This window comes from Pedobacter hiemivivus (assembly GCF_005144565.1).
In the GTDB taxonomy this organism is placed as follows: Bacteria; Bacteroidota; Bacteroidia; order Sphingobacteriales; family Sphingobacteriaceae; genus Pedobacter; species Pedobacter hiemivivus.
The window spans coordinates 421,255-448,003 of record NZ_SWDX01000001.1; the positions used below are offsets into that span (position 1 = coordinate 421,255).

The window sequence follows — 26,749 nt, forward strand, 5'->3', positions numbered from 1 at the left end:
GGACAGAACTTAATGCTGCCCGCTATTGTTATTTATAAAAAAAACAGAAATTATGTCGCAAGGTTCCAATTTTGTAGATTATGTTAAAATATGCTGCCGTTCTGGTAAAGGAGGGGCAGGTTCTGCACATTTGCACCGTGATATAAGAACAGCTACAGGAGGTCCAGATGGTGGTGATGGTGGTCGCGGTGGTCACATCATCCTTAGAGGTAACACTCAGTTCTGGACACTACTTCACTTAAAATATCGTAAACACATTATTGCTCCTGATGGTTTATCTGGTTCAAGCGGAACTTCTACTGGTAAGTCTGGTAAAGATGAAATTCTTGACGTGCCCCTGGGTACGATCGCTAAAGATGCGGAGACAGGAGAAGTGCTATTTGAAATTACGGAAGAAGGAGAAACTAAAATTCTAACGGCCGGTGGCCGTGGTGGATTGGGTAACTGGCATTTTAAAACGCCTACGCTACAAACACCTCGTTTTGCGCAGCCAGGTGAGGCAGGAAGAGAAGAGTGGATTGTACTGGAGCTTAAGGTGCTTGCCGACGTGGGATTAGTAGGCTTCCCTAATGCAGGTAAATCAACTTTGCTATCTGTGGTTTCGGCAGCTAAGCCAGAAATTGCTGATTATCCTTTTACTACCTTGGTGCCAAACCTGGGTATCGTATCTTACCGTGATAGCAAGTCGTTTGTAATGGCCGATATTCCGGGTATTATAGAGGGCGCTTCTAAAGGTAAAGGTTTAGGTTATCGTTTTCTACGTCACATAGAACGTAATTCAGTATTGTTGTTTATGGTTCCGGCGGATACGCACAGAAGCATAACAGAGGAATACGAGATATTAAAATCTGAACTTAAGGATTACAATTCTGAACTGATGCAAAAGCCACATTTGTTGGCGATTACTAAATCAGATATGCTGGACGATGAGTTGATGGCGGAAATGAAAAAGGAACTTCCTAAAAATATTCCATCCATATTTATCTCATCTGTAGCCCAAAAGGGATTGGTACAGTTGAAAGATATGATCTGGGAAGCTATTAATGCTAAATAAGTCGATCGTCATTAATAATTCAGGATGACGACCGCTTCAGGATAACGACAGTGATAAAATAAAACTGAAATGGGCTGTATCATGTAAAATGATACAGCCCATTTCAATTTTATTACGCTACGAAGTTTCTACTGCTCTACGAAATTCTTAAGGTTCTTACCTATGATTTCTGTCCATCCGGCAGCAAAGCTTTCCTTGGCAAAATTAGGGTCATCTTTGCTTGGGAAGCTCTCCAAGCCACTATGTGTTAATTTTACCCTGGTATCTGTACCCGCTTCAAAAAGTTCGAATTTAACCCATGATTGCCCCGGGTAATTGTCATAACACCAGGAATACGTTAATTTTTTACCTTCTTCTACCTCAGTAACCTTACAGATATGGAGGTACTTTTTGGTGTCACTACCTGCTAGAAATTGAAATTTAAAGCCTACTTCCGGTTTAAATGCTTCAAGGTTAAAATACCATTGCTTCATTTTTTTTGTATCAGTTATAGCTTCCCATACTTTAGCTGGGGCTGCGCTAAAGGTTCTTTCTATTACAAATGGATCTGTTTTCATTGGCTATTATTTATTTTACAGAAAACGGTTTACTTATTCTAAAACTATCAGAAGGGGCAAACAGTTTTTAATATTATCATAAAGCCATTATTTTATGTTCTGGTTAACAATTCGGGCATTTGCATTTTCCATAAATTGGCATAAGCCGAATTTGCGTTGAACAATAGTTCATTGTGTGTGCCTTGCTCTACAACAGCCCCCTTATCCAATACAATGATCTTATCGGCTTGGTTTAAGGTGCTTAGTCGGTGCGCAATTACAATCACCGTTTTGTGATTCGCTTTTAAAAGATCAATTGTCTTTTGGACGTATTGTTCGGAGGCAGAATCCAATGAAGAGGTAGCCTCATCCAAAATTAGAATTTCTGGCTTGCGGTATAGCGCTCTGGCAATGGCAATGCGCTGTCTTTGTCCGCCTGAAAGTGTAGTGCCATTCTCACCTAGATAAGTTTGAAATCCCTTGGATAAGGTTTCTATAAAATCGATGATCCCAAGTTGCTCTGAAATATCTAATATTCGCTGCATATCTGGTTCATCATCGCCAATGGCGATATTGTCGATCACATTGCCGGCAAATAAGTCAATTTTTTGAGGTACAACAGATACTGCGCGGCGGAGGGAGTTCATCCGTATGTATTTTAGATCGTATTTCCCGATGCTCACATTGCCCTTTTGTATGGGGTAAATACTTTGGAGTATGGACATGAGTGTGGACTTTCCTGATCCACTTTCGCCAACAATTGCCGTGAATTTTCCTTGAGGGATGGTTAGACTTAAATCTTCAAACACAGGAGCCCTTGTTCCATAGCGGAAGTAAACATGTTCAAAGTGTATATCGCCAATTTTATCTGCGGTAAGTTCAATCTGGTTTTCATCGTTCTCCCGTTCAAGATCCATGATCTCGAAGAGCCTGTCGGCAGCAATAACAGCATCCTGTACAGTCTTGTTCATGCCGATCAAGGAGGAAACTGGCCCGGTAAAATAACCGATAAGGGTATAAAATGAGAGCAGTTCACCTGGAGTAATGTTATTGTCGAGCACAAAACCAGCGCCAACCCAAAGTAAAACAATACTGAGCAATCGTGAAATTAACTCAGCGGATGTTGCTGAGAATAGGGAGTTCATGTTAGAGGTAAAACCGGTTTGTAACAGCTTTACAAATCTGGTTTCAGTTTTTTCGTTGGCATGGTTCTCTAACCCGAAGCGCTTGATGGTACCTATGGAATTTAAACTCTCCACCAGTTGAGATTCCAGTTCGGCAGAGTTTTCCATCAGCTTACGTTGTGCTTTTTTATTTAGTTTATTGGTTACGATGTAAATCAGAAGGTATATCGGGATAACGGCAAGCATCAATAGGGCCAGTTTCCAGTAATAGGTAAACATGACGATAAAAGAAAAGAAGACAATGAAAATGTTGACCAGAAAGTTAATGCTGACATCGTTTAAGAATGTTCGGATCTTTACCGCGTCATTGATCCTTGAAATAATTTCACCGACACGCATGGTGTCGAAAAACTGTTGTGGTAGTTTGAGCAGGTGTTTGTAATAACCCAATATGAGTTGGGTATCTATCATTTGCCCTGTTTTTAACGTGAAAATGGTTTTTGCTGTGCCTATAAAAAGCTGCACGGTCAAGATCACCACCATGGCCATACTCATAAGATTGAGTAGATTCCTGTTGCCATCTACCAATACAAAATCGACTAGTTTTTGTACAAAAATGGAAGTGGATAGCCCCAAAATAGTATAGACAATGGCTCCAAATAAGGCTTGTATTAAAATGCTCTTATGAGGTTTTATCAGATTCCAGAAACGCCCATGCAAGGAGGTTTTTGCATCTGCGGGTTCAAATGTTTCCGCAGGTAATAAGAGGACTAAGGTGCCGGTCCATTCTTTTTCAAACTCATCATGGGTTTTGCGCTGCATTTGCCCATCAATGGGATCCATAACCTGGATAAACTTGCTACTGACTTTGTAAATGACTACATAATGCTGTAAAACCTGGTCTACAAGTACATGGGCTATAGCAGGGGTAGGTATTTTAAAAAGACTTTCGAAAGGGCTTTTAACGCCTTTTGCTTCAAAACCTAATTTTTGTGCAGCCTCTACAAGGCCTAATATGGTGGTGCCTTTTTTATCGGTGCCTGCGAGTTGTCTGATTCGGGCAACTGGTAAATTTAATTTATAGTGTGTAGCTACAGAAGCGAGACAAGCTGCTCCGCAATCAGTAATGTCACGTTGTTTTACTTTAATGCTCATAGCCTTTTTTATATCTTTCCGCTTACGTTTGGATTCACCCAGTCATCTACTTTGTCGTACAGCAACTGGTATAAACTGCGTTCGGCAACGGTAAAACGAGCTGTAAAGCTCATGCCTTTTTTTAAGTAGCCTTTGTAGCCGTTTTTTAATTCCAGATAGCCTTTTGTAAAATCGCACCTGACTTTAAATACGGGTTGATTATCGATGACAATGATGTCATCCGAAATGTCGAGGACCTTGCCAGTTGCCAGTCCCCATTGATTATAGTTAAAAGCGTCGACCTGAAAACGGACATCCTGTCCTTTTTTGATCAATCCTATATCAGCTGGTTTAACATAGCAAAATGCAGTTATAGCCGCGTTTGGTGATATTTCGCCTATCTTTTGACTTGCAAATACGTATGCACCCACTTGTAGTCCGGTTAGGTTTTGTATCGAACCATCAATTGGCGCTTTTAAGGTATATTGCTTTTTTTGCTCATTCAATTCAACCTGTTGCCCACTTAACTGTTGTAGTTCGGTGCGAAGGTTGTTCGCTTCGGTTTGCCATTGCGTTTTATAGCGGTTGATGATCATTTTATAAGCCGATTGCGATTGTGCAAATTCGAATTTGTAGCGTTCATATTCTGATTCGGTAATTGCCTTATTCTGGTATAATTTATTGTAGCGGTCGTAAGTATTTTCGGCTTGATTTTTAGCGATACGCGCATTTTCCAGTTCCTGAGCAAATTGCTGCCAGGAAGCGGTATATTGTCCGGTTTGTAATGGGGGATAGCTGAAACCATGACGGTTGATATATACCATCAAGATGCGGATATCTTGTAAAAAGGCTGCGGTTTGACCTTGTCGGTTTTGTACGATGCTGCCTTGTTGTTTGGCTAATGTAGCATCTATAATTAATAAGGTTTCTCCCTGCTTAACCTTTTTGTTGTCCGTTAATTGCATTTTTATCAAACGGCCATTTACAGGCACGGTAAGTTCTGTTTTTTCAATAGAAGATTGCAATAATCCATTGCTCTTTACACTGATGGGTATTTTGATAAAGGGTAGGGCTGCAATTGTAAGCAGGATAGTGAGTACGGTTACCAGGTAAATAATTTGGGTAGACCTGTTGATTTTGGAGCGATAAACAAGGGAAGTATTGGAAATGGCTGCTGAAGAATAAGTGGATAGCGACATGTGAGCGGTGATATTGAAATAGCCGTTAACTGGGAGGATTAGTTAACAGCTATTTATTAGTTTATTTGTTTTTTACAAGCCGCCTAGGGCTCCTAAAACAGTCTGCAGTTGTTTGGTAGTAAACGAAAAAGTGTCGGTGAGTATACTTTTTACAGCCCCTGTTACTGGAGCTGTTGCGCCCCCTAAATTGCCTAAACCTAATCCATTAAGAAAGCCAAGTCCGCTTAGCAGACCACCACCTTCTACTGTTGTCATTTCAACAGTGTTCAGTTCTTGAACACCAAGATTGTTTAAATCTAGTTTTTTCATGGTTTTAAAATTTGTTTTTAGGAATGATGTAATTCTATGTTTTTATTTCTTCCTTACTCGTATAAGGCTTTTCAGGATACGCCTATGTTGGCCAACATTACAAACGAAAGTAATAAAGCTGGCTGTTCGGTGGTTTATTCAGTTTGTTCAATTCGTTAGTGCTTAGCGGATTACTGAACATCGGTATTGATTTTGTCCTGTTTTGTCACAATTGTCAATTGAAGATTGTCTTGTGTTCAGATAAATCATTAAAAAAAGAATTATGAAGAGCGTTAAAGTAACTTATACCGTAAAAGCATCATTTGTGGCTAAAAACAAAGAGAACATTAGCATATTTATAAATGACTTGCAAAAAATGAATAACGATGGCATTCGTTATAGTATTTACCTGGGGGAAGATGGAAAGACATTTACACACCTATCCTTATATAAGGATGAAATAGCACAACAAACTTTTCTCGAAATGGATTCGTTTAAGGCTTTTCAGGAACAAAGGGATGCCAGTGGACTGGAAGTCGAACCAAATATTGAGCTGATGAACTTGGTTGCGTCCTATTAAAATCAATAAGAAAATACTGGAATTTATGGTTTTTTAATGGTTTCTTTGCTTAATAGCAGGTATTCGTAATGGATTCGTTTGCCTGGATAAGCATTTTTTTAAATGGAAATAGGGAAACTTTTAGAAGATATTTTACCGAAAGAACGCATTAAGGTACGATTGATAGATCTTGTTGCTTATGCATCGGATGCTGGATTTTACTATTTACGGCCTAAAGCTGTAGTGCGGCCAATTGCTGAATCGGAGATTATAGCACTATTCCGCTTTTCACATCAGCATCAGGTGCCTTTAACTTTTAGAACGGGGGGGACTAGTCTTTCAGGTCAGGCGATAACGGATGGAATTCTTGTAGATTTAAGTCAATACTGGAATAAGGTAGCGATTGAAGAGAATGGAGATCTGGTAAGGGTGCAGCCTGGAATTACAGGAAGCGTGGTAAATGGCCATTTAAAACGATATAAAAGAAAGATTGGACCTGATCCATCCAGTATAGATGCTGCGATGATGGGCGGAATTCTATCGAACAACTCGAGTGGCATGTGCTGTGGGGTGAAGTTAAACTCTTACCATACCACCAAACACATCCGTTTCATTTTGCCTGATGGTAAAACTTTTACCACAGAAAAGGTGGCTGATTACGAGCGGTTTGAAAAGGAATGCGGCCATATTTATGAGGCGATAAGGGGGATGCAGGATCAGCTTAGAGACAATACTGCACTTTATGATCTTGTCCGCAGAAAATACGAGACTAAAAATACGGTAGGCTATTCCTTAAATGCCTTTATTGATCATCAGCATCCGCTGGATGTGTTGGCACATCTTTTAATAGGTGCCGAAGGAACGCTAGGCTTTATTGCTGAGGCAGTAATGGCAACTGTTCCCGATTATCCTTATAAAACCACGGCCTTTTTATATTTCCCTGATATATATGCGGCCTGTCAGGCCATCATTCCTTTAACAGTTTCGGGTGCCGAGGCTGTTGAATTGATGGATAGAGCTTCTTTAAGGTCTATCGATAGTTTGAAAGGAGTGCCATTAAGATTAAAAACTTTGCCGGAAACGGCTGCCGCTTTGTTGGTCGAATTTCAAGCCAATACCTTAGAAGAGTTGCATGCTAAGAAAAATGTATTTCTCGCTTCTGCTTCTTTCTTATCTATGCTTGAAGCGCCTTTGTTTACTGAAGATGTAAAAGAACAAGCTTTTTTCTGGAAACTAAGGAAAGGGATGTTCCCTGCTGTTGGTGCAGTACGGGCTAGCGGGACTACCGTTATTCTGGAAGATATTGCTTTCCCTGTCGCAAAACTTGGGGATGCTATTCTTGATCTTCAACAATTGTTTAAAAAATACAAATACCATGAAGCCATCATCTTTGGTCATGCCAAGGATGGTAATATCCACTTTGTGGTGACACAGGCTTTTCATACCGCCGCGGAAATTGAGCGTTACGATTTGTTTTTGCAAGAGGTAGTAACGTTGGTGGTTGAGACCTATGATGGGACTTTAAAAGCAGAGCACGGTACTGGTCGTAATATGGCCCCTTTTATTGAAACGGAATGGGGAGGAGAGGCTTATCAGATCATGAAGCAGTTGAAGTCTGTCATTGATCCGCAGAATTTGCTCAACCCCGGAGTCATCATTAACGAAAATAAAAAAGCACACATTACCAATTTAAAGCCTTTGCCTTCAGTAGAACATGAGGTAGATAAGTGCATTGAATGTGGCTATTGCGAGCATAAATGCCCAAGCCGAAACATTACCACTACACCGCGTCAAAGGATTGTGATTCGACGGGAACTGGCCATATTAAAGGCAAAGGGCAATAAGCGGGATTTTGATCAGTTGGTTGGCGAATACCAATACGATGGATTGGATACCTGCGCGGTTGATGGTTTATGCGCTACAGCTTGTCCTGTTGATATCAATACTGGTGATTTGGTGAAACGTTTAAGAAGAGAGAGCCATAGCAAAACTGCTAATGGCCTGGCTTTGACGGTTGCAAAGAACTTTGGTGCCACGGCCTTTACAGTAGGCTTGGCGGTGAAAGCTGGTGATGGTATGAACAGACTTTTTGGTGAATCCACCATGAGAAACATTACAGGTGGTTTGAAAAAGATGATCCCTGCTATGCCTTTGTGGAGTAATCAGTTGCAGCCTACAAAAGGTAAAATCGAAGGAAGTCGCAATGGATCTGTAGTCTATTTTCCTACCTGTATCAACCGGATGATGGGGGGAGCTAAGGACAACAAGAAGAGTGTGCCACAAACCTTTATGAGTGTTTCTGCTAAGGCTGGAATCGAAATTGTTGTTCCTGATGACATTAACAGTACTTGCTGTGGACAGTTATTCTCCTCTAAAGGTTATCAGGATGCTTATGTTTATACTTCAAACGAAACGGTTAGGAAGCTTTGGAAATGGACTGAAGGTGGTAAATTACCTATAGTGCTTGATGTTAGTTCTTGTACGCATACTTTACAGCATTGTCGTACAGTTCTTTCTGATGAAAATAAAGCTTATTTTGATCAAATGAGCATTATCGACAGTATAGATTATTTACATGACCTTGTGTTGCCTAAGTTGAATGTGGTACATAAAAAAGATAGTATCGTTTTACATCCTGTTTGTACGTTAAAGAAAATGGGACTGGAAGGCAAGTTGTTTCAAATTGCAGACCGGTTTGCGCATGAAGTAGAAGTACCTTTGATGGCTGGTTGTTGCGGAATGGCGGGGGATAGGGGGTTTCTTTTCCCTGAGCTTACTGCTGCGGCTACTGCACCGGAAGCTAATGAGGTGAAAAGTGCTGAATACTCAGGGTATTATTCTACTGCTAAGACTTGCGAAATGGCGATGTCTGATGCGGTAAGTAAAAATTATGAGTCAATTCTGTATCTGGTTGACGAGTGTTTGTAAAATAGCCATTATAATTCTATTCCACATACGGATAATCTGAGATGAATGTAATCTCTAAAAGAACCTTTCTTATTGCATCAATTTGTATACTTCTTTCATAAAAATAGCTTCATCAATTGCTGCTTTGCACAACTCAAATTCTTCTTCAGCAAAAGCAAAACTAATGTCATCGTGTGGCGTATGTAGAATTATCCTTTCTTCTCCGCCGGGAAAGGGGAGGCACCTGTCTTCGAAAGAAAGGCTATGGAGCACTTCTTTAAAAGATATAAATGCCTCCTCTGTAAAACTCAACATCAGGTTGTCGTGCCAGATGTAAAATCTTTTGCAACCTATACAGCTACTAATTATCGTTTGTCCTTTTTGACTTAATATTTTGTTAATACACATCGCAATTAATTTTTAGTCATTAGATGATTGTCGCGAGATTTTGCCCCCTGAATTGAATTATTTTGTGTTTAAATCAATACTTCCTGATTTGGCTATAAATATAGTGTCTATTATTTATATTCATTCTAAATAGTTGAATTAAAATAAATTTGGTCTCCGTTGTGTCGCCTCTATATAGGCCTGGGGCATTATGTTACAGCTTTATACTTATCTTTGCGCGAATGCCATATTTTAAAAAACTGCTTGATCTTCTAAAAACGGAACGTGAGGAAGATTTACAAAGCTATATCAAACAGAAAGAAACGCTTTCAGTTGCAGAACGTAGAGCGAACGGGTTAACCTGGTATCCTATTGCCATCCGTGGATCGGAAATGAGTAGGGGAGACTATCTGACTGTTGAAGTAGAGCGGACAACACATCAGGATTTGCCACATCAGTTAAGGTTTGGTATGCCTGCGGTATTGTTTTCGAATCATGACCCGAAAAACGACCGGGTTGAGGGCGTAATTGCTTACCAGGGCGGTAGTCGCTTAAAAATTACTTTACGTACAGATGAATTACCTGATTGGGCCAGAGATGGTAAATTGGGAATTGATGTGCTTTTTGATGATCACACTTATGATGAAATGCAGGGAGCGCTTAAACGGGCTTCCTTACGGAATGAGCAGGGTGATGATCATCAGTTGATAAAAGTGTTAACGGGAGCAGATACCCCTTCTTTTGCGACTGATATTTTTCATTATCCAATTGCTAAGTTAAATGAGGTACAGCAATTGGCTGTAAACCGTATTGTTGCCGCAGAGCAATTGGCGATTGTGCATGGCCCGCCAGGTACTGGTAAGACTACTACGCTTGTACAGGCGATTAAGGCATTAATTAAAGATAAAGGCAGACAGATTTTAGTGGTAGCCCCCAGTAATACTGCTGTAGATTTGTTGACTGAAAAGCTGTCTTACGAGGGCTTGAATGTACTTCGCATTGGGAATCCTGCAAGGGTCTCGGAAAAACTGTTTTCTTTAACTTTAGATGGTAAAATGGCTAACCATGGCACTATAAAAGAGGTTAAAGACTTGAAAAAGCAGGCTGCGGAGTATAAAAATATGGCTCATAAATACAAAAGGAATTTTGGTAGAGCTGAAAAGGAGCAACGTAAGGCCCTTTTTGATGAGGCGCATAAAATCATGAAAGCCGTTGCCAATACCGAGCAATATATCATGGACGATCTGTTAGATAAGGCTCAGGTGATTACAGCAACATTGGTTGGTGCCAGCCATTATACCGTTAGAGACCGTATGTTTGATACGGTTGTAATTGACGAGGCTGGGCAGGCTTTGGAGCCTGCTTGCTGGATTCCAATTTTGAAAGCACAAAAACTTGTATTGGCGGGAGATCACTGCCAGTTATCACCTACTATAAAATCTAATGCAGCTGCTAAGGCCGGTCTAAGTATGACTTTACTGGAAAAATGTGTGGCATTGCACCCAGAGGCTGTTGTTTTGCTGGAAGAACAATATCGGATGAATGAGAAGATCATGAATTATTCTTCTTCGGTGTTTTATGAAGGGAAGCTAAAGGCGAATGGCTCTGTAGCTAGTCATTTGTTATTTGAAGGGGATGCGCCATTGGCTTTTATTGATACTGCTGGTTGTGGATTTGAGGAGAAAACGGAAGGCACCAGTACCTATAATCCAGAAGAGGCTGTGTTTTTATTGAAGCATATGACGCAGTTATTTACCCAGCTAAGTGCCGTTTATACCGTTGAAAATTTTCCTACTGTAGCTGTGATCTCACCCTATAAGCAGCAGATTCATGTGTTAAAAGACTTGTTGATCAATCATCCTACTTTGCAGGAATATGCCAGTAAGATTTCAGTGAATACCATTGATAGTTTTCAGGGGCAGGAAAGGGATATTGTTTATATCGGCATGACCAGAAGTAATGATGAAGGAGCGATAGGCTTTTTATCGGATATTCGCCGGATGAATGTGGCTATGACCAGGGCAAGGAAAAAGCTCGTTGTAATTGGAGATAGTGCAACCTTATCGAGATTACCTTTTTATGCCGATTTTATCAATTATGCGGAGCAGATGGATGCTTATCAGAGTGCATGGGAGTTTGCTGATGTGGATTAGCTTAGTCGGAATCTTCATCCGATTGGTCTCCACTTCCATATTTTTCTGAATAATCTCTGGCGTTTTCATCTGCTAATGAATTGCCTTCTCTTTCGCTTTCCAGGTTGCGGTCTAAACGGTCATTCCATTTATCCAATCCATCTGGATGGTTGTGTTTTTTAATGAGGTTGGCGTTTTGTTTTTTAGGGGTTTTCATTGCTGTATGTTTTTTGGTTCATCTTAATAAACAGCGTCAGGCCGGAATAGGTTTTGATTAATCCATCATAAAAATTATTATCTTTCGTACGAAAAACAACATTTACCGATGAAAAAATACATTACCATTGTTCTTATTTTTTTTAGCTCAATAGTTTTTGCACAAGAAAAATATTGGCAGCAGCATGTAAGTTACAAAATAGATGTCGCATTAAACGACCAGGAAAAGTCATTGAAAGGCTTTGAAACAATTGTGTATAAAAACAATTCGCCTTCTACGCTTAACTTTATCTGGTTTCATATCTGGCCTAATGCCTATAAAAATGAAAATACGGCCTTGTTTCAGCAATTGAAAAATGATACCGCCAGAGCTGCAAAGCTGGAGAAATATACTCATGGGAGTATAGAGGGCTTGAATTTTAAAGTCGATGGCAAAGTTGCGACTACCGAAGCGCATCCAAATCCACAATATATTGATGTGATTAAACTGAAATTGCCGAAGCCGTTAAAGCCTGGCGATTCTGTAAGTATTACTACTGATTTTAAAGTGAAGTTGCCTTCGTATTTCTCTAGATCTGGCTTTGCAGATGGTGAATTTATGGTTTGTCAGTGGTACCCAAAACCGGCGGTATTTGATAAGAATGGCTGGCATGAGTTTCCTTATCTGGATATGGGAGAGTATTATAGTGACTATGCTTCTTTTAATGTAAATATTACGGTGCCTGCTGATTATGTAGTTGGGGCAACAGGTATGCTACAAAACGTGGACGAGCTGGCTACCTATAAAAAGGTAGGTGCTAAGAATGTTGCTGATCGCAATGCCAAGCCTGCGCTTTATGTTGCAAAAAATAAAAACGGCGTTAAAAAATTGAATTATAAGATCAATAATGTACCTGATTTTGCCTGGTTTGCAGATAAGGACTTTGTGATTCAATACGATACTTTAAAACTAGAGTCGGGTAAAATAGTTGATGCTTTTACCTATTATCACAATAAGGACAGCACTTTGTGGAATTATAGCATTGACTATGCAAAGGACGCGACTAAGCGTTATAGTAAATGGATTGGGGAATATGAATATCCTGTAGTGCAGGTAGTAGAAGGGCCTAAAAATAATTCCAGTGGTGGGATGGAATATCCAACAATTACGCTAATCACCAGTCCCGATGCTAAAAAAGAATCATTAGATGCAGTGATTGCACATGAGGTTGGACACAATTGGTTTATGAGTATGTTGGGGAGTAATGAAAGACAACATGCCTGGCAGGATGAAGGATTGAATACTTATTTCCAGTTCAGATATGAAGCCGAAAAGTACCGGTCCAATTCTGTATTTGGCGATGGCATCCCTGTTGAAGTTCAGGCTTTGCCGGTTAAAGAATTTTTGGCCTCGATTTATGGTGCTTTGAGTGGAGCGCCTATGACCTCAGCTATTGATATCCCTTCGGACAAGTTTCCTTCGTCTGATCAGTATAGCGAAGCTTCGTACTTAAAAACGGCTTTGTGGTTGTATATTCTGGAAGATGGAGTAGGGCGTGAAAAGATGGATAATGCTTTTAAGCTTTATTTTAACTTGTGGAAAGGAAAACACCCACAACCAGAAGATTTAAAGGCTGCATTTGAGCAATCGCTCGGCATCAATTTAGATAAGTATTTCGAATTGCTGAAGAAAGAAGGAAAGTTTCAATAGCATCTGGTACCTTCAAGGTATATTAGCCAATATTTGGAGGGGTGTTGAGCAGGCCGCTGGCCCCAGCAATGCCTCGTCAACACCCCGGTAAGGCCCCAACAACGTCCCCGCAATTATAGGTTGTTTTTTGAACTCGATTACGATTTTTTTAGGAATTGATAGCTGTTGTCCTGGTACTAAGGTTGTCTCAGGAATTAACCCATATATAGCTTATGAATAGAATTGCAATATACAAAACCGCATTGAAAATGTCGTGGTGATTGACAGAAAGCATGGTTATTTTTGGATTGTAAAATAAAGAGATCAGTATCAAGCGGCATAGATTCATGCTTAAAATTAGACTTAGTCCGACGCAAATAAAGGTAAGGCGTGAGCGAAGTGGTTTTGGGAAGGCAAGGACAAAGGCCGAGAAACAGCTCATGATTCCATAGCCAAGGCAGGAGTAGACGAGTCTGAATCCTGAATGGCTTTCAACTTTTAAACTGATGTTGGTTGTGTAAACCACATAACCCATGAGTTCTAGTATTTTTGCTGCGGCAGCAATATATAGGTTACGCCACAGTTCTATATAATTCAAATGATCATCTAAAAATGGGAAGTATAGTCCTCCAGGGCTTGTGATCCCAATATACCCTATGTTAAAGCCATAAAAGGTAACAAAGAGTATCAGGAAATTTATTGAAAATCGGACTCCACCCAGCATATATTTTTTAGTAAAGTTTATTTTTTTAGGTGGATTAAAAAAAGCTATGGCTTTGTTTACCTAAAACAAAGCTCCTTTCCATTTGTCTTATATAATCATAGATAGACAAAGCGTATGGAAAAGATAATTCAAGCAGTATTTGACAATGAGGCGGATGCATTTACCGGTTTAAAGGCATTACAGGAATTGGATTTGATCCATGATTTATCTTTAGGAGAGTCGTACTTGCTAACTAAGAGTAAGACAGGTGAAACCTCAATTAAATCAGCAACTGATAAGGCTGCGGGTTCTGGAGTGGCGGGAGGAGCCTTAGTTGGTGGATTGGTTGGACTTTTAGCTGGGCCTCTGGGATTTATTATTGGTGTAGCTGGGGGGATGATTGCGGGCTCTGCAGGGGAGACTTTGAGGGCGGAAGATCGGTCTGACTATCTTGATGTGGTATCAAAGCAAATCCCCAACGGGAAATCAGTGTTAATTGCCCATGTTTGGGAAGACTGGAAAACACCTGTTGATACAGTGTTGGAGCCTTTAGCTACCTTGATTACTCGTTATGAAGTGCATAATAAGGTGTTTGATGCTGATTATCAGGCTAAACAATATGAAGCCTGGATTAATAGTGATCAGCAGGCAGGGACAGGCTTGGATGAAGAAAAACAGAAGAGAATTGAGAGTAGGCTAAAAAGTCAGAAAAAGAGACTTACGGAGATTAAAAAATAATTTAACATCGATGCTGACCTATAGACCGGGTAGTTGATGTTAGTTGGCTTCATGACAGTGTTAGTGAATAGTAAATAAACAATAAAACTACCACTACGTTAAAGAATATAGGTACTTTTGCGCCCATATTTATACGAGCAAATGAAATTAGCGATTAATGGTTTTGGAAGAATTGGACGTATTTTTTTACGCAGTGCAATAGAAAGAAACATCAATGTTGTTGCCATAAATGATCTTGGCGATCCAGCTACTTTAGCTCACCTTTTTAAGTACGATACCGTTCATAGGGGATTTAAAGGAAAGGTGAGTTATGAGGATGATGGCTTGGTCATCAATGGAAAGAAAATTCTAGTATATAATATAAAGAAACCTGAAGATTTGCCTTGGGCTACTTTAGGGATTGACCTTGTTTTGGAGTCGACCGGTAAGTTTACCACAAAGGCCGGCGCTGAACTTCATTTGAAAGCTGGTGCGAAACAGGTATTGATATCTGCACCATCACCTGATAAAGAAGTGCCGATGGTGGTGTTGGGGGTGAACGATGCCGAAATAGATTTGAGTTCGCCTATCCTGTCAAACGCATCTTGTACAACTAACAATGTTGCACCAATGGTAAAGATATTGGACGACAATTGGGGGATACTAGATGGTTATATTACTACGATACATTCTATGACGGGTGATCAGAATCTACATGATTCGCCTCATAAAGATTTAAGAAGAGCTCGCGCGGCTTCTGCTTCTATTATTCCTACAAGTACAGGAGCAGCTAAAGCCATCACTAATATTTTTCCGCATTTGGAAGGTAAGCTAGGTGGTGCTGGGATAAGGGTGCCTGTATTGAATGGATCATTGACCGATTTTACTTGTATTTTAAAAAGTCCTACTACCAAAGAAGATATTAATGCTGCCTTTAAAAAGGCTTCTGAGAATGAATTGAGTGCTATTGTGGAGTATACCGAAGATCCGATTGTTTCGGTGGATATTTTGGATAATCCGCATTCTTGCATTTTTGATGCACAGTTGACTTCTATTGTTGGCGATCTGGTAAAAGTTGTAGGCTGGTATGACAATGAATCTGGTTATTCTTCCAGATTGGCTGATTTAGTTCAGAAAATAGAAAAGCATCATGATTAAATACATTACAACGACAGAAACGCTTGGATTAAGAAATCTTGTCTTGCGGAACAATGCTGGGCTGGATAAATGCATTTTTCCGACTGACGAAACTGAGGGTAATTTTCATTTGGGATGTTTTGTGGAAGATAGATTGGCCTCAATAGCTACTTTTTTTCCAGAAGATTGTGAGGGTAGAGGTGCTGGAGGCTTTAGATTGCGAGGTATGGCTACAGATCCTGCTTTTTCAGGTAAAGGTTGTGGCTCGGATCTTATAAAATTTGCAATTAATGAGCTGAGATCTGCTAATGCTTCTTATATTTGGTGTCATGCGCGTAGTTCTGCTGTCGGTTTTTATGAAAAACTGGGCTTTGAGGTAATTTCGGAAGAATATGAGGTGCCAGAGATAGGTCCTCATTTTAATATGATTAAAATTATCTCATAAAATACACGCAAACCAACCTTAATCGAAAACAAAATATTTAAAATGAAAACAATAGATCAATGCAATTTTAAAGACAAGAAGGCTTTAGTTAGAGTAGATTTTAACGTTCCTTTTGATAGTGATTTTAATATTACTGATGATAAAAGGATGCGTGCTGCATTGCCAACTATTCAAAAAATACTGAATGATGGTGGTGCTGTAATTTTGATGTCGCATTTAGGTAGACCTAAAGGTGGACCAGATGATAAAAACTCTTTAAAGCATATTTTAGGTGATCTTTCGAGGATGCTTGATTTGCAGGTGAAGTTTGCTGATGATTGTATTGGTGCTGATGCTGTAGAAAAAGCAAAGAACTTAGAACCTGGTCAGGTTTTGCTTTTGGAGAATTTACGTTTTCATAAAGAAGAAGAAAAAGGTGATCGTGACTTTGCTGGAAAATTAGCGAAGTTAGGTGATGTATATGTAAATGATGCTTTCGGAACAGCGCACCGTGCGCATGCATCGACAGCTATTGTTGCTGAGTTTTTTCCTACTGAAAAATACTTCGGTTATTTAATGGCTGAAGAATTGAAAAATGCTGAAAAGGTAAATGTAGGTGCTGCTAAGCCTTTTACTGCAATTATGGGTGGCGCGAAAGTGTCGGATAAAATTTTACTGATTGAGAGTTTGCTAGATAAAGTAGATAACTTAATTATTGGTGGCGGTATGGCTTATACTTTTGCAAAAGCACAAGGTGGTGAAATCGGAACATCTTTACTAGAAGCAGATAGAATGGCTTTGTGTTTAGAATTGTTAGAGCAGGCTAAAGCTAAGGGTGTTAATTTATATTTGCCTTTAGATACGGTTATTGCTGATAAGTTTGATAATGAGGCAAGTAAGGGTACGGTGGATACAGGACAGATTCCTGCAGATTGGATGGGCTTAGATATTGGTCCAAAAACAGTCGCTTTGTTTTCTGAAGTGATCGCTAACTCTAAGACTTTGTTGTGGAATGGCCCAATGGGTGTATTTGAAATGGCAAATTTTGAGCAAGGTACACGTGCGGTTGCGGATGCTGTTGTTGCTGCAACACAGAAAAACGGTGCTTTCTCTTTAATTGGCGGTGGTGATTCGGCTGCGGCGATTGCTAAATTCAATTTAGAAGATAAGGTTAGTTATGTGTCTACTGGTGGTGGTGCATTGCTGGAATATATGGAAGGTAAGGAGTTGCCTGGTGTTAAGGCAATTAATGACTAACGCTAAGGATATTTTTTAGGACAGGCGTTTCGTTTTTACGAAACGCCTGTTTTTGTTTACCACCATATTTTCTGCGTTTTTGATGGTTTAAAGGCAGAAAAATATTGGTATGAAATATGTTGATAATTTTTTGTGGTAGAATGTGGTAAAAAGTGGTAGAAATATCTATTTTTACACTACATAAAAAGTGCACATAGAGAAATGGTACAGCTATTAGGAGAGTTTGATTGTAAATTAGATGCGAAAGGCCGCTTGATGGTCCCTTCGAGTCTAAAAAAACAATTGCCTAATGTTGAGGATGAGGGACTTGTGATTAACCGGGGCTTTGAGAAGCATTTGGTTATTTATCCCAAAAAAGTTTGGGAAAGCATGGTGGAGGAGATGAGTAAGTTGAACCAGTACGAACCAAAAACAAGAGCGTTTATTCGTTATTTCACTCGCGGCGCGACGTCTTTGACGTTGGATGCTGCCGGAAGAGTGAATTTACCGAAGTCTTTATTGGAATCTGCGGGTATTGAAATTAGTGAAGATCTTGTTTTAGCTTGTCAGTTTGATAAGGTGGAAGTTTGGTCGAAAAAGGCTTATGAAGCTTTGTTTGATGAGGAGCCTGAGAACTTTGCTTTTCTTGCTCAGGAAGTAATGGGAAATAAAAACAGGGGGGAAGATGGAAAATAGTTATCATGTTCCTGTTTTGTTGAAGGAGTGTATGGAAGGCTTGGATATTAAGCCGGATGGAGTGTATGTGGATGTGACTTTTGGTGGTGGTGGACACTCTCGTGAGATCCTTAAAAAATTAGGTAAAGACGGAGTTTTAATTGCGTTTGATCAGGATCCTGATGCGCAAAGAAATAAGATCGATGATCCCCGTTTTCATTTTGTAGATCAGAATTTTGCTTTTCTTAAAAATAACCTGCGTTTGTTGGGTTATAAAACTGTAGATGGTATTTTGGCTGATTTGGGAGTTTCTTCTCATCAGTTTAACGAGCCAGAAAGAGGTTTCTCTACCAGGTTTGATGCTGCCTTAGATATGCGTATGGATAAACAAGGTAAGTTGACAGCTGCCGATGTTTTGAATACGTATACTGAAGATCAGTTACATAAAATTTTTGGTATTTATGGTGAGGTTAAAAATGCAAAATCTTTAGCTAGGGTTATTGTTACTGGTCGTGTTGATCGTCCGGTTTTAACCTTGGCTGACTTTAAGGTGGTTGCTGCAGCGCACATTCCTAAAGGTAAAGAGCATAAATATATGGCGCAGGTTTTTCAAGCTTTACGCATTGAGGTGAACGCCGAGATGAAAGTGTTGGAAGATTTTCTGTTGCAAACTGCTGATGTTTTAAAACCAGGAGGTCGTTTGGTGGTGATGTCATATCATTCATTAGAAGATAGGCCGGTTAAGAATTTCCTTGCAAAAGGAAAGTTTAGAGGTGAAGTAGATAAAGATTTTTTTGGTAACGAGCAAAAACCGTTTAAAGCGATTACGAGGAAAGCTATTGTGGCTGATGAGGCTGAGTTGGAACGTAATAGTCGGTCGCGGAGTGCTAAGTTAAGAGTGGGAGAGCGGTTATGAACAACAGGTTTAGGGAACATCTAGATGAAGAACCGGAATTAGAAGAGGAGATCGATGTTAAGGTTAAACCTAAACCGAAACAAAAAGAGCCTGAAAGTAGTAATGCTTTTTTTAAAAAGCTGTTTACTGAGGGGGTAGTAAGTAAAGAGGCTGCAACGGAGATGTTGCCGTTTTTGATATTTCTTTCGGTTTTATGTATGCTATACATAGCCAATAGCCATATGGCTGTTAAGAATATCAGGAGTATTGATAAGTTAAATAAAGAAGTAAAAGAGCTGAGTTGGGAATATAAGTCGCTAAAGGCCGACCTGATGTTTAAGAGTAAACTGACGGAAGTAGCAAAAAAAGTAGACACTTTAGGGATAAAAGAACTGACTGAGCCACCTAAAAAAATTGTAATAAACACTAATGAATATTAGAGATAACATCTTATTGCGTGTTTATCTGTCCTTCGGGCTGATTGTACTGCTTGCCGTGGCGGTATTGGTCAGACTGTGCGATGTACAGTTTGTGGAGGGACATAAATGGCGTGCCATGGCCGATAGTCTCTCTACAAAGTATATCAATATTGAAGCTGCAAGGGGTAATATTTATTCAGTAGATGGTAGTCTGCTGGCAACCTCTATTCCTGAGTATGAATTGAGGATGGATTTGTTTGCTGGTGGAATACAGGATAAGGATGTTTTTAATGAAAAAGTAGATTCATTAGCATTTAGCTTGTCTCAGTTTTTTAAAGATAAATCACCTAAAGAGTATTCGCGTTACCTGCGTGCTGCACGTAGGGATAGTGTTCGTTACTTGTTGATTAAGCGTAAAGTTGGTTATCAGGAATTGAAGACCATCAGAACTTTCCCTTTGTTTAATATCGGAAAATATACTGGGGGTTTGATTGCTGTTCAGCAAAATAAAAGAATCAGACCGTTTAAGTTTTTAGCGGCTAGAACCATTGGTTATAAGAACGAGAATGTTCCGAATGGCGTTGGTTTGGAAGGTGCTTTTGGAGAATATATTAACGGCGAAAGTGGTAAACGATTGGTTCAGCGTATTTCGGGTGGTGTTTGGATGCCTGTTAATGATGAGGCTGAGGTAGCGCCTAAAGAAGGAGCTGATATTATATCTACGATTGATATCAATATGCAGGACCTTGTGCAAACAGCGCTGGAAAAGCAATTGAAAATTAGCGATGCTGATTATGGTACGGTTATTTTGATGGAGGTTGCTACCGGAGAAGTTAGGGCTGTGGCTAATTATACCCGGGTAAGTGAGGGGGTTTATGAGGAGCAGTTTAATTACGCTATAGGTGGTAGTCAGGATCCAGGTTCAACCTTTAAGTTGGCTTCTTATATGGCCTTGTTGGAAGACAAAAAAGTAGATACAAACACACTGGTGTCTACGGGTGATGGTACTTACAGGGTTAAGGGGCATACGATTAAGGATTCTCATGGTGGAATAGGTACAGTTACAGTGATGAAAGCTTTTGAGCAATCGGCAAATACGGCGGTTGCTAAGTTGGTAAATATGCATTATCAGGATGATCCATCTCAGTTTACAGATCACTTTTATGATATTCATATGAATGAGCGCTTGGGATTGCAGATTCCGGGTGAAACAAAACCGGTGATTAAGAATCCGAAGTTTAAAAGTTGGAACAAGAATTTGACCTTGCCGCAAATGGCTTATGGTTACGAAATGCTGATTACGCCATTGCAAATGTTGACATTTTATAATGCGGTTGCTAACGATGGGAAATACATTGCGCCGCTTTTTGTGAAAGAGATCAGACGTTTGGGTAATCCGATAGAGCAGTATCAGGCAAGAGTAATTTCTGATCGTATCTGTTCTGAAAAAACGATTAAAAAGTTACAGGCGATGTTAGAATCGGTTGTGACCAAGGGGACCGGTAAACTGATGGGTTCTCCATTATATAGGGTTGCAGGAAAAACAGGTACAGCTCAGGTTGCTGATGGGCGTAAAGGTTATAAGGGTAAGCCAAGCTATCAAGCTTCGTTTTGCGGATATTTTCCTGCAGAGAAACCGAAGTATTCAATTATAGTGTCTATCAATGGGCCTAAAAATGGTTATTACGGAGCAACGGTTGCTGGTCCGGTATTTAAAGAAATAGCGGATCGTATTTATGCAAGTGACATGGAAATGTATAACAACATTTCGGAGCATTATGTTGGTAATACGATTAATCCGGAAGCTAAAGCTGGTCATAGTAAGGCGGTTAAAAGGGTGTACAATGCTTTAGGTGTTAAAGCTTTATATGCGGCTAAATCGGATTACTTTAATAGTGTGGATACCAGTAATGGTATAGTTTACGAAGAATTTAACTTGATAAAAGGAGTGATGCCTGATGTGAATGGGATGGGCTTAAAAGATGCTTTGTATCTTTTGGGTAATGCTGGTTTAAAGACCAGAGTGAAAGGTAGCGGAAAGGTTGTGAGTCAATCCATCGCAGCCGGAAATAAAATAGGAAAAGGTTTATCAGTACAAATAGATTTACAATAAGATGCAGCTGCAGGAAATTTTATATGGAATAGCAATAACTAACCTGGTTGGGAATACCAACAAGGAGGTGAGTGCTTTGGTATTTGATTCTCGTCAGGTGACTCAGGATGATGTGTTTTTTGCGATAAAAGGTACTTTGTCTGATGGTCATGCTTACATCGGTAGTGTTGTAAGTGCGGGTGTTTCTGTCGTGGTTTGTGAACAGATTCCTGAGGAAACTGTTGCTGGTGTAACTTATATTCAGGTGGCTGATAGTTCGGTTGCGCTTGGTAAAATGGCTGCTAATTTTTATGGTAATCCTTCTGCTAAATTGCAGTTGATTGGTATTACTGGCACCAATGGCAAGACGACCATTGCCACTTTATTGTTTAAATTGTTTCGTGAGCTGGGTTATAAAGTTGGTCTGATTTCGACTGTTGATAATCACATTAATGATCGCGTGATTGTGGCGACGCATACTACCCCAAATCCAATAGCATTGAATATGCTTTTGCAGGATATGGTTGATTCGGGTTGTGATTATTGCTTTATGGAAGTGAGTTCTCATGCTGTTGTTCAGCATAGAATTGAAGGATTGAGTTTCGCTGGTGGTGTGTTTTCTAACATTACGCATGACCACCTGGATTTTCACGTAACGTTTGATAATTATATCAAAGCGAAGAAAGCATTTTTTGACGTGTTGCCATCTTCGGCTTTTGCCTTAACCAATCTTGATGATAAAAATGGAATGGTTATGCTGCAGAATACGAAGGCAGTAAAAAAGACATATGCCTTAAAACAGCTTGCTGATTTTAAAGCCAATATTATTGAAAACAGTTTTAATGGTCTGCATCTGAATATTGATCATGCTGATGTTTTCTTTAAGCTTGTAGGCTCATTTAATGCTTATAATTTATTGGCAGTTTATGGCACTGCGATGTTGCTTGATCAGGATCAATTGACGGTATTGACTACTTTGACTAGTCTGACTGGCGCTGAGGGTAGGTTTGATTACATGATGGCCAACGGTATTATTGGTATTGTGGATTATGCGCATACACCTGATGCTGTTCAGAATGTGTTGAGTACAATACATGACATTAGAAAGGGAACAGAGCAAGTGATTACCATTATTGGTTGTGGTGGGGATAGGGATAAAACTAAGCGTCCGATTATGGCTCAGGTGGCTTGTGATTGGAGCGATAAGGTGATCCTGACTTCGGATAACCCAAGGACTGAAAACCCGCAGACGATAGTAGAGGAAATGGAAAAGGGGGTTTCTCCAACAAATAGGCGTAAAACATTGAGTATAGTAGATAGAAGAGAAGCGATTAAAACGGCTTGCCATTTGGCTAAGCCCGGAGATATTATTGTGCTTGCAGGTAAAGGGCATGAAAAGTACCAGGAGATAAATGGGGTGAGGTATCATTTTGATGATAAGGAAGTGTTAATGGAACAATTAAACTTGATCAGCTAATGTTATATTATTTATTTGAATACCTGAACCAGCATTACGATTTCCCGGGATTGAGATTGTTTCAATACATCACTTTCCGTACTTCTTTGGCGGTGATTCTTTCGCTGATTATCACTACTGTTTATGGTAGAAGGTTGATCAATTATCTGCATAAAATGCAGGTTGGAGAGACGGTAAGGAATCTTGGATTGGAAGGCCAGATGCAGAAGCAAGGTACACCAACGATGGGTGGTATCATCATTTTGCTCGGTATTTTGGTACCAACATTATTGCTGGCCAACTTAACCAATATCTATGTGATTTTGATGCTCATCACTACTGTGTGGATGGGTGCTGTCGGATTTTTGGATGATTATATCAAAGTATTTAAGAAGAATAAAGAAGGGTTAGCCGGTAGGTTTAAAATTGTTGGACAGGTTGGACTTGGGTTAATTATTGGTTGTACCATGTATTACCATCCAAATATTGTAGTTAGACAAACAGTGGAAGAAGTAAGTGTGGCTAAAGCGGCTACAGCTCCTATGGTTTTGAGACAAAAGGGGGAGAGCTTTTATTACACTCAGGATGTGAAATCTACTTTGACTAACGTTCCTTTTTATAAAAATAATGAATTTGATTATGCCAAAGTGCTTAAGTTTTTAGGCGATGGTTATGAGAAGTATGCAGCCTTGGTTTTCATTTTTATCACTGTCATAATTATTGCGGGGGTATCTAATGGGGCGAATATTACTGACGGAATCGATGGCTTGGCAACGGGAACGTCTGCGATTATAGGAATTACACTCGGCTTGTTGGCTTATGTGTCTGGTAACACGGTAATTGCCGACTACCTCAATATTATGTATATCCCAAATTCGGGTGAGTTGATGATTTTTGCGGGTGCCTTTGTTGGGGCTTGCGTAGGATTCTTATGGTACAATTCTTATCCGGCCCAGGTGTTTATGGGGGATACAGGAAGTTTGGCTATTGGTGGGATCATTGCGGCATTTGCCATTATGATTAGAAAGGAATTGCTAATTCCTGTTTTATGTGGTGTTTTCTTAATTGAGATCTTATCTGTGATGCTTCAGGTGTCTTATTTTAAGTATACCAAGAAACGGTTTGGCGAGGGCAGAAGGATTTTCTTAATGTCTCCTTTACATCACCATTACCAGAAGAAAGGATATCATGAAGCTAAGATTGTAACTAGATTCTGGATCATTAGCATATTGCTTGCGATCATTACCATCATCACTTTAAAATTAAGATAATGGAAAAGCAGAGAATCGCAATTTTAGGTGGGGGAGAAAGTGGTGTAGGTGCGGCAATGCTAGCGCAGAAGCAAGGTTTTGATGTGTTTTTGTCTGATTTTGGCGCTATTCCGATGCAATACAAAGAGAAATTACAAGAGCTAAATATCCCTTTTGAAGAGAATAAGCATAGTCAAGCTGAAATATTAAAAGCTGTTGAGGTAATTAAGAGTCCGGGTATACCTGATACTGCGGGGATCATCAAGGAGATTAAAGCGAAGCAGATTCCAGTAGTGTCTGAAATTGAATTTGCCAAGCGTTATACCAATGCAAAAACGATTTGTATCACTGGCTCTAATGGCAAGACAACAACAACCATGTTGACTTACCATCTTTTGAAGAATGCAGGATTAAACATTGGACTTGCGGGTAACATAGGGCATAGTTTTGCAGGGCAGGTGGCGACATCGCATTTTGATTGGTATGTATTGGAGATTTCCAGCTTTATGTTGGATGATATGTATGATTTTAAGGCTGATATCGCTGTTTTATTAAATATAACACCTGATCATTTAGACCGCTATGACTATAAGCTGGACAATTACGCTGCATCAAAAATGCGTATTGTTCAAAATCAGACCAGTGATGATATTTTTATCTACTGTGCTGATGACGAGGAAACTTTAAAAGCGTTGAAAAGCACTAAAGTAAATTCGAAAAAATACCCTTTTTCAATCCGGAAGAAAATTGAAGCGGGTGCATACCTTGAAGACAACAACATACACATCAATATAAACCTAAACGATCCATTAATCATGTCTATTACAGAATTAGCCCTACAGGGAAAGCACAATATTTATAACTCTATGGCATCTGGCATAGTGGCTAAAGTATTAGATATTAGAAATAGCTCTATACGTGAAAGTATGGGTGATTTTAGAAATATTGAACATAGGTTAGAGCATGTCGCAAAAATCTCTGGAGTTGATTACATCAATGATTCTAAAGCGACCAATGTGAACTCTACCTGGTACGCACTGGAAAGTGTTGGTGAAGGTGTGATTTTAATTATGGGTGGTGTTGATAAAGGTAATGATTATGACATGCTAAAGGATATGGTACGCCAAAAGGTTAAGGCGATTGTATGTTTAGGTAAAGACAATAAGCGGATTCATGAAGCTTTTGAAGATGACGTGGAGATTATTGTAAATACATTTTCTGCGCATGAGGCTGTTCAGGTAGCTTATCATTTGGCAAAAAAGGGGAACACCGTATTGTTGTCTCCAGCTTGTGCCAGTTTTGATTTGTTTAAGAACTATGAGGACCGCGGTAACCAATTTAAGGCAGCTGTTAAAGAATTGTAATTATGACTACAATAAATAGGCTTTTAGATAAAACAAAGGGAGATCGCTGGATTTGGCTGATCATTATCCTTTTGTCGCTAATTTCTATACTTACCGTTTACAGTGCAACCGGGACTTATGCTTATAAGACGGGGAAAACTGTAGAGAAGATTTTGCTAACTAAGCACTTGATCTTTGTGGTAATGGGGATTGGTATGATCTATATTGCGCATTTATTGGACTATAAATATTACGCTGGGATCTCGAAGGTCTTAATGATCATTACGATTCCGCTCTTGTTTTATACCGCTATTTTTGGTGCTAATATTAATGATGCATCCCGTTGGGTAAAGATTCCTTTAATTGGTTTAACCTTTCAGACTTCAGATTTAGCGAAGATTGCCTTGATTACATTTTTGGCTAGAATGCTGACTAAGAAGCAAGAGAATATTAAGGATGTTAGAAAAGCATTTATACCGATCATGGGATCTGTGTGTGCGGTATTTGTGTTGATTGCCTGGGCCAATTTATCTACAGCTATTATGCTGTTTGGGGTAAGTATTTTGCTGCTGATTATTGGAAGGATCAGTATTAAGCAGATTAGTATGGTATGTGCAGGTGGAGCTGTACTGTTGTTGTTTATTGTGTTTTTAGGGCCGAGGGCCGCTACTTATAAATCCAGGGTAAATTCATTTTTACATCCTGAGCTGCAACATTCGGATAAAACTTACCAGGCTGATCAATCAAAAATTGCATTGGCGACTGGTGGGGTATTTGGTAAAGGTCCTGGGAACAGTACCCAGCGTAACTTTTTACCGCACCCATATTCGGATTTTATTTTTGCAATTATAGTAGAAGAATATGGGTTGATGGGGGCGATGACGGTGATGCTATTGTATCTCGTGTTGCTTTACCGTTGTGTACGGATCGTAACCCAAAGCCCAAAGGCTTTTGGGGCTTTGCTGGCTGCAGGGCTAAGCTTTAGTTTAACCATACAGGCTTTTGCCAATATGGCGGTAGCTGTAGGTTTAGGTCCGGTTACAGGAGTTCCGCTACCACTGGTGAGTATGGGTGGTACTTCGATGATATTTACAAGTATAGCCTTTGGGATTATATTGAGCGTAAGCAGAGATGTGGAAGAACAGGGCACTAAAAAAGTAATTGTTGGTGAAATACCAGCAATGGCATAAAGATTAA

24 protein-coding genes are annotated in these 26,749 nt (G+C 39.7%); 17 read left to right on the forward strand and 7 right to left on the reverse strand.

Annotated features, from left to right (window positions below; genetic code table 11):
* The first annotated feature begins 52 nt into the window (after window positions 1-52).
* The gene (gene obgE, locus FBD94_RS01490) at window positions 53-1,054 is read left to right on the forward strand and encodes a GTPase ObgE (RefSeq protein WP_131607586.1); all 1,002 of its coding nucleotides are present in this window, start codon (window positions 53-55) and stop codon (window positions 1,052-1,054) included.
* Between the two features lie 128 nt (window positions 1,055-1,182).
* On the opposite strand, the gene FBD94_RS01495 is transcribed toward obgE, so the two are convergent.
* From FBD94_RS01495 to FBD94_RS01510, 4 genes are all read right to left on the reverse strand, one after another.
* Complete coding sequence (locus tag FBD94_RS01495; protein ID WP_131607587.1) at window positions 1,183-1,611, reverse strand: SRPBCC family protein; 429 nt, start codon at window positions 1,609-1,611, stop codon at window positions 1,183-1,185.
* A gap of 92 nt (window positions 1,612-1,703) precedes the next feature.
* Window positions 1,704-3,869 carry a peptidase domain-containing ABC transporter gene (locus FBD94_RS01500; RefSeq protein WP_131607588.1) on the reverse strand — a complete coding sequence of 722 codons (2,166 nt, stop codon included), beginning with the start codon at window positions 3,867-3,869 and terminating at the stop codon, window positions 1,704-1,706.
* A gap of 8 nt (window positions 3,870-3,877) precedes the next feature.
* Window positions 3,878-5,047: an HlyD family secretion protein gene (locus FBD94_RS01505; protein ID WP_131607589.1), complete on the reverse strand. Its 1,170-nt coding sequence runs from the start codon at window positions 5,045-5,047 to the stop codon at window positions 3,878-3,880.
* A 72-nt stretch (window positions 5,048-5,119) separates the two neighbouring features.
* Entirely contained in the window at window positions 5,120-5,356 is a 237-nt protein-coding gene (locus FBD94_RS01510; protein ID WP_136878841.1) for a hypothetical protein, read from the reverse strand.
* A gap of 262 nt (window positions 5,357-5,618) precedes the next feature.
* Here FBD94_RS01510 and FBD94_RS01515 point away from each other — a divergent pair, with 262 nt between their 5' ends.
* The gene (locus FBD94_RS01515) at window positions 5,619-5,915 is read left to right on the forward strand and encodes a hypothetical protein (RefSeq protein WP_131607591.1); all 297 of its coding nucleotides are present in this window, start codon (window positions 5,619-5,621) and stop codon (window positions 5,913-5,915) included.
* Between the two features lie 102 nt (window positions 5,916-6,017).
* Window positions 6,018-8,822 (forward strand): FAD-binding and (Fe-S)-binding domain-containing protein, encoded by a 2,805-nt coding sequence (locus FBD94_RS01520; RefSeq protein WP_131607592.1) that lies wholly within the window; start codon window positions 6,018-6,020, stop codon window positions 8,820-8,822.
* Between the two features lie 69 nt (window positions 8,823-8,891).
* Here the strand turns inward: FBD94_RS01520 and FBD94_RS01525 are convergent, their stop codons facing one another.
* A complete protein-coding gene (locus FBD94_RS01525; RefSeq protein WP_225874638.1) occupies window positions 8,892-9,209 on the reverse strand; it encodes a DUF6686 family protein in 318 nt (105 codons plus the stop codon).
* A gap of 221 nt (window positions 9,210-9,430) precedes the next feature.
* Between FBD94_RS01525 and FBD94_RS01530 the strand changes: the two genes are divergently transcribed.
* Complete coding sequence (locus tag FBD94_RS01530; protein WP_131607593.1) at window positions 9,431-11,341, forward strand: AAA domain-containing protein; 1,911 nt, start codon at window positions 9,431-9,433, stop codon at window positions 11,339-11,341.
* Window position 11,342: 1 nt separating this feature from the next.
* On the opposite strand, the gene FBD94_RS01535 is transcribed toward FBD94_RS01530, so the two are convergent.
* Window positions 11,343-11,537, reverse strand: coding sequence for a hypothetical protein (locus tag FBD94_RS01535; protein ID WP_131607594.1), 195 nt, complete (start codon window positions 11,535-11,537; stop codon window positions 11,343-11,345).
* 108 nt (window positions 11,538-11,645) lie between these two features.
* On the opposite strand from FBD94_RS01535, the gene FBD94_RS01540 reads away from it, so the two are divergent.
* Complete coding sequence (locus FBD94_RS01540) at window positions 11,646-13,226, forward strand: M1 family metallopeptidase (RefSeq protein ID WP_136878842.1); 1,581 nt, start codon at window positions 11,646-11,648, stop codon at window positions 13,224-13,226.
* A 187-nt stretch (window positions 13,227-13,413) separates the two neighbouring features.
* Here the strand turns inward: FBD94_RS01540 and xrtY are convergent, their stop codons facing one another.
* Window positions 13,414-13,929, reverse strand: coding sequence for an exosortase Y (gene xrtY, locus FBD94_RS26540; protein ID WP_131607596.1), 516 nt, complete (start codon window positions 13,927-13,929; stop codon window positions 13,414-13,416).
* 114 nt (window positions 13,930-14,043) lie between these two features.
* On the opposite strand from xrtY, the gene FBD94_RS01550 reads away from it, so the two are divergent.
* The 12 genes from FBD94_RS01550 (at window position 14,044) to FBD94_RS01605 (ending at window position 26,742) form a co-directional block, all read left to right on the forward strand.
* Window positions 14,044-14,646 carry a DUF1269 domain-containing protein gene (locus FBD94_RS01550; RefSeq protein WP_131607597.1) on the forward strand — a complete coding sequence of 201 codons (603 nt, stop codon included), beginning with the start codon at window positions 14,044-14,046 and terminating at the stop codon, window positions 14,644-14,646.
* A 141-nt stretch (window positions 14,647-14,787) separates the two neighbouring features.
* Window positions 14,788-15,783, forward strand: coding sequence for a type I glyceraldehyde-3-phosphate dehydrogenase (gene gap / locus FBD94_RS01555; protein ID WP_131607598.1), 996 nt, complete (start codon window positions 14,788-14,790; stop codon window positions 15,781-15,783).
* Complete coding sequence (locus tag FBD94_RS01560; RefSeq protein ID WP_131607599.1) at window positions 15,776-16,207, forward strand: GNAT family N-acetyltransferase; 432 nt, start codon at window positions 15,776-15,778, stop codon at window positions 16,205-16,207. The genes gap and FBD94_RS01560 overlap by 8 nt, the downstream gene beginning before the upstream one ends.
* A gap of 42 nt (window positions 16,208-16,249) precedes the next feature.
* Window positions 16,250-17,443: a phosphoglycerate kinase gene (locus FBD94_RS01565; RefSeq protein WP_131607600.1), complete on the forward strand. Its 1,194-nt coding sequence runs from the start codon at window positions 16,250-16,252 to the stop codon at window positions 17,441-17,443.
* 201 nt (window positions 17,444-17,644) lie between these two features.
* Entirely contained in the window at window positions 17,645-18,118 is a 474-nt protein-coding gene (gene mraZ / locus FBD94_RS01570; protein ID WP_136878843.1) for a division/cell wall cluster transcriptional repressor MraZ, read from the forward strand.
* Window positions 18,108-19,013 carry a 16S rRNA (cytosine(1402)-N(4))-methyltransferase RsmH gene (rsmH, locus tag FBD94_RS01575; protein WP_131607602.1) on the forward strand — a complete coding sequence of 302 codons (906 nt, stop codon included), beginning with the start codon at window positions 18,108-18,110 and terminating at the stop codon, window positions 19,011-19,013. The genes mraZ and rsmH overlap by 11 nt, the downstream gene beginning before the upstream one ends.
* Window positions 19,010-19,432 (forward strand): FtsL-like putative cell division protein, encoded by a 423-nt coding sequence (locus tag FBD94_RS01580; protein ID WP_131607603.1) that lies wholly within the window; start codon window positions 19,010-19,012, stop codon window positions 19,430-19,432. Before rsmH ends, FBD94_RS01580 begins: the two co-directional genes overlap by 4 nt.
* Complete coding sequence (locus FBD94_RS01585) at window positions 19,422-21,524, forward strand: penicillin-binding protein (protein ID WP_131607604.1); 2,103 nt, start codon at window positions 19,422-19,424, stop codon at window positions 21,522-21,524. Before FBD94_RS01580 ends, FBD94_RS01585 begins: the two co-directional genes overlap by 11 nt.
* Window position 21,525: 1 nt before the next feature.
* Window positions 21,526-22,980 carry a UDP-N-acetylmuramoyl-L-alanyl-D-glutamate--2,6-diaminopimelate ligase gene (locus tag FBD94_RS01590; RefSeq protein ID WP_131607605.1) on the forward strand — a complete coding sequence of 485 codons (1,455 nt, stop codon included), beginning with the start codon at window positions 21,526-21,528 and terminating at the stop codon, window positions 22,978-22,980.
* Window positions 22,980-24,230 carry a phospho-N-acetylmuramoyl-pentapeptide-transferase gene (gene mraY / locus FBD94_RS01595; RefSeq protein WP_131607606.1) on the forward strand — a complete coding sequence of 417 codons (1,251 nt, stop codon included), beginning with the start codon at window positions 22,980-22,982 and terminating at the stop codon, window positions 24,228-24,230. Before FBD94_RS01590 ends, mraY begins: the two co-directional genes overlap by 1 nt.
* On the forward strand, window positions 24,230-25,573 hold the full coding sequence (murD, locus tag FBD94_RS01600; protein WP_136878844.1) for a UDP-N-acetylmuramoyl-L-alanine--D-glutamate ligase: 1,344 nt from the start codon (window positions 24,230-24,232) through the stop codon (window positions 25,571-25,573). The genes mraY and murD overlap by 1 nt, the downstream gene beginning before the upstream one ends.
* Before the next feature lie 2 nt (window positions 25,574-25,575).
* Complete coding sequence (locus FBD94_RS01605; RefSeq protein WP_131607608.1) at window positions 25,576-26,742, forward strand: FtsW/RodA/SpoVE family cell cycle protein; 1,167 nt, start codon at window positions 25,576-25,578, stop codon at window positions 26,740-26,742.
* The last annotated feature ends 7 nt before the right edge of the window (window positions 26,743-26,749 follow it).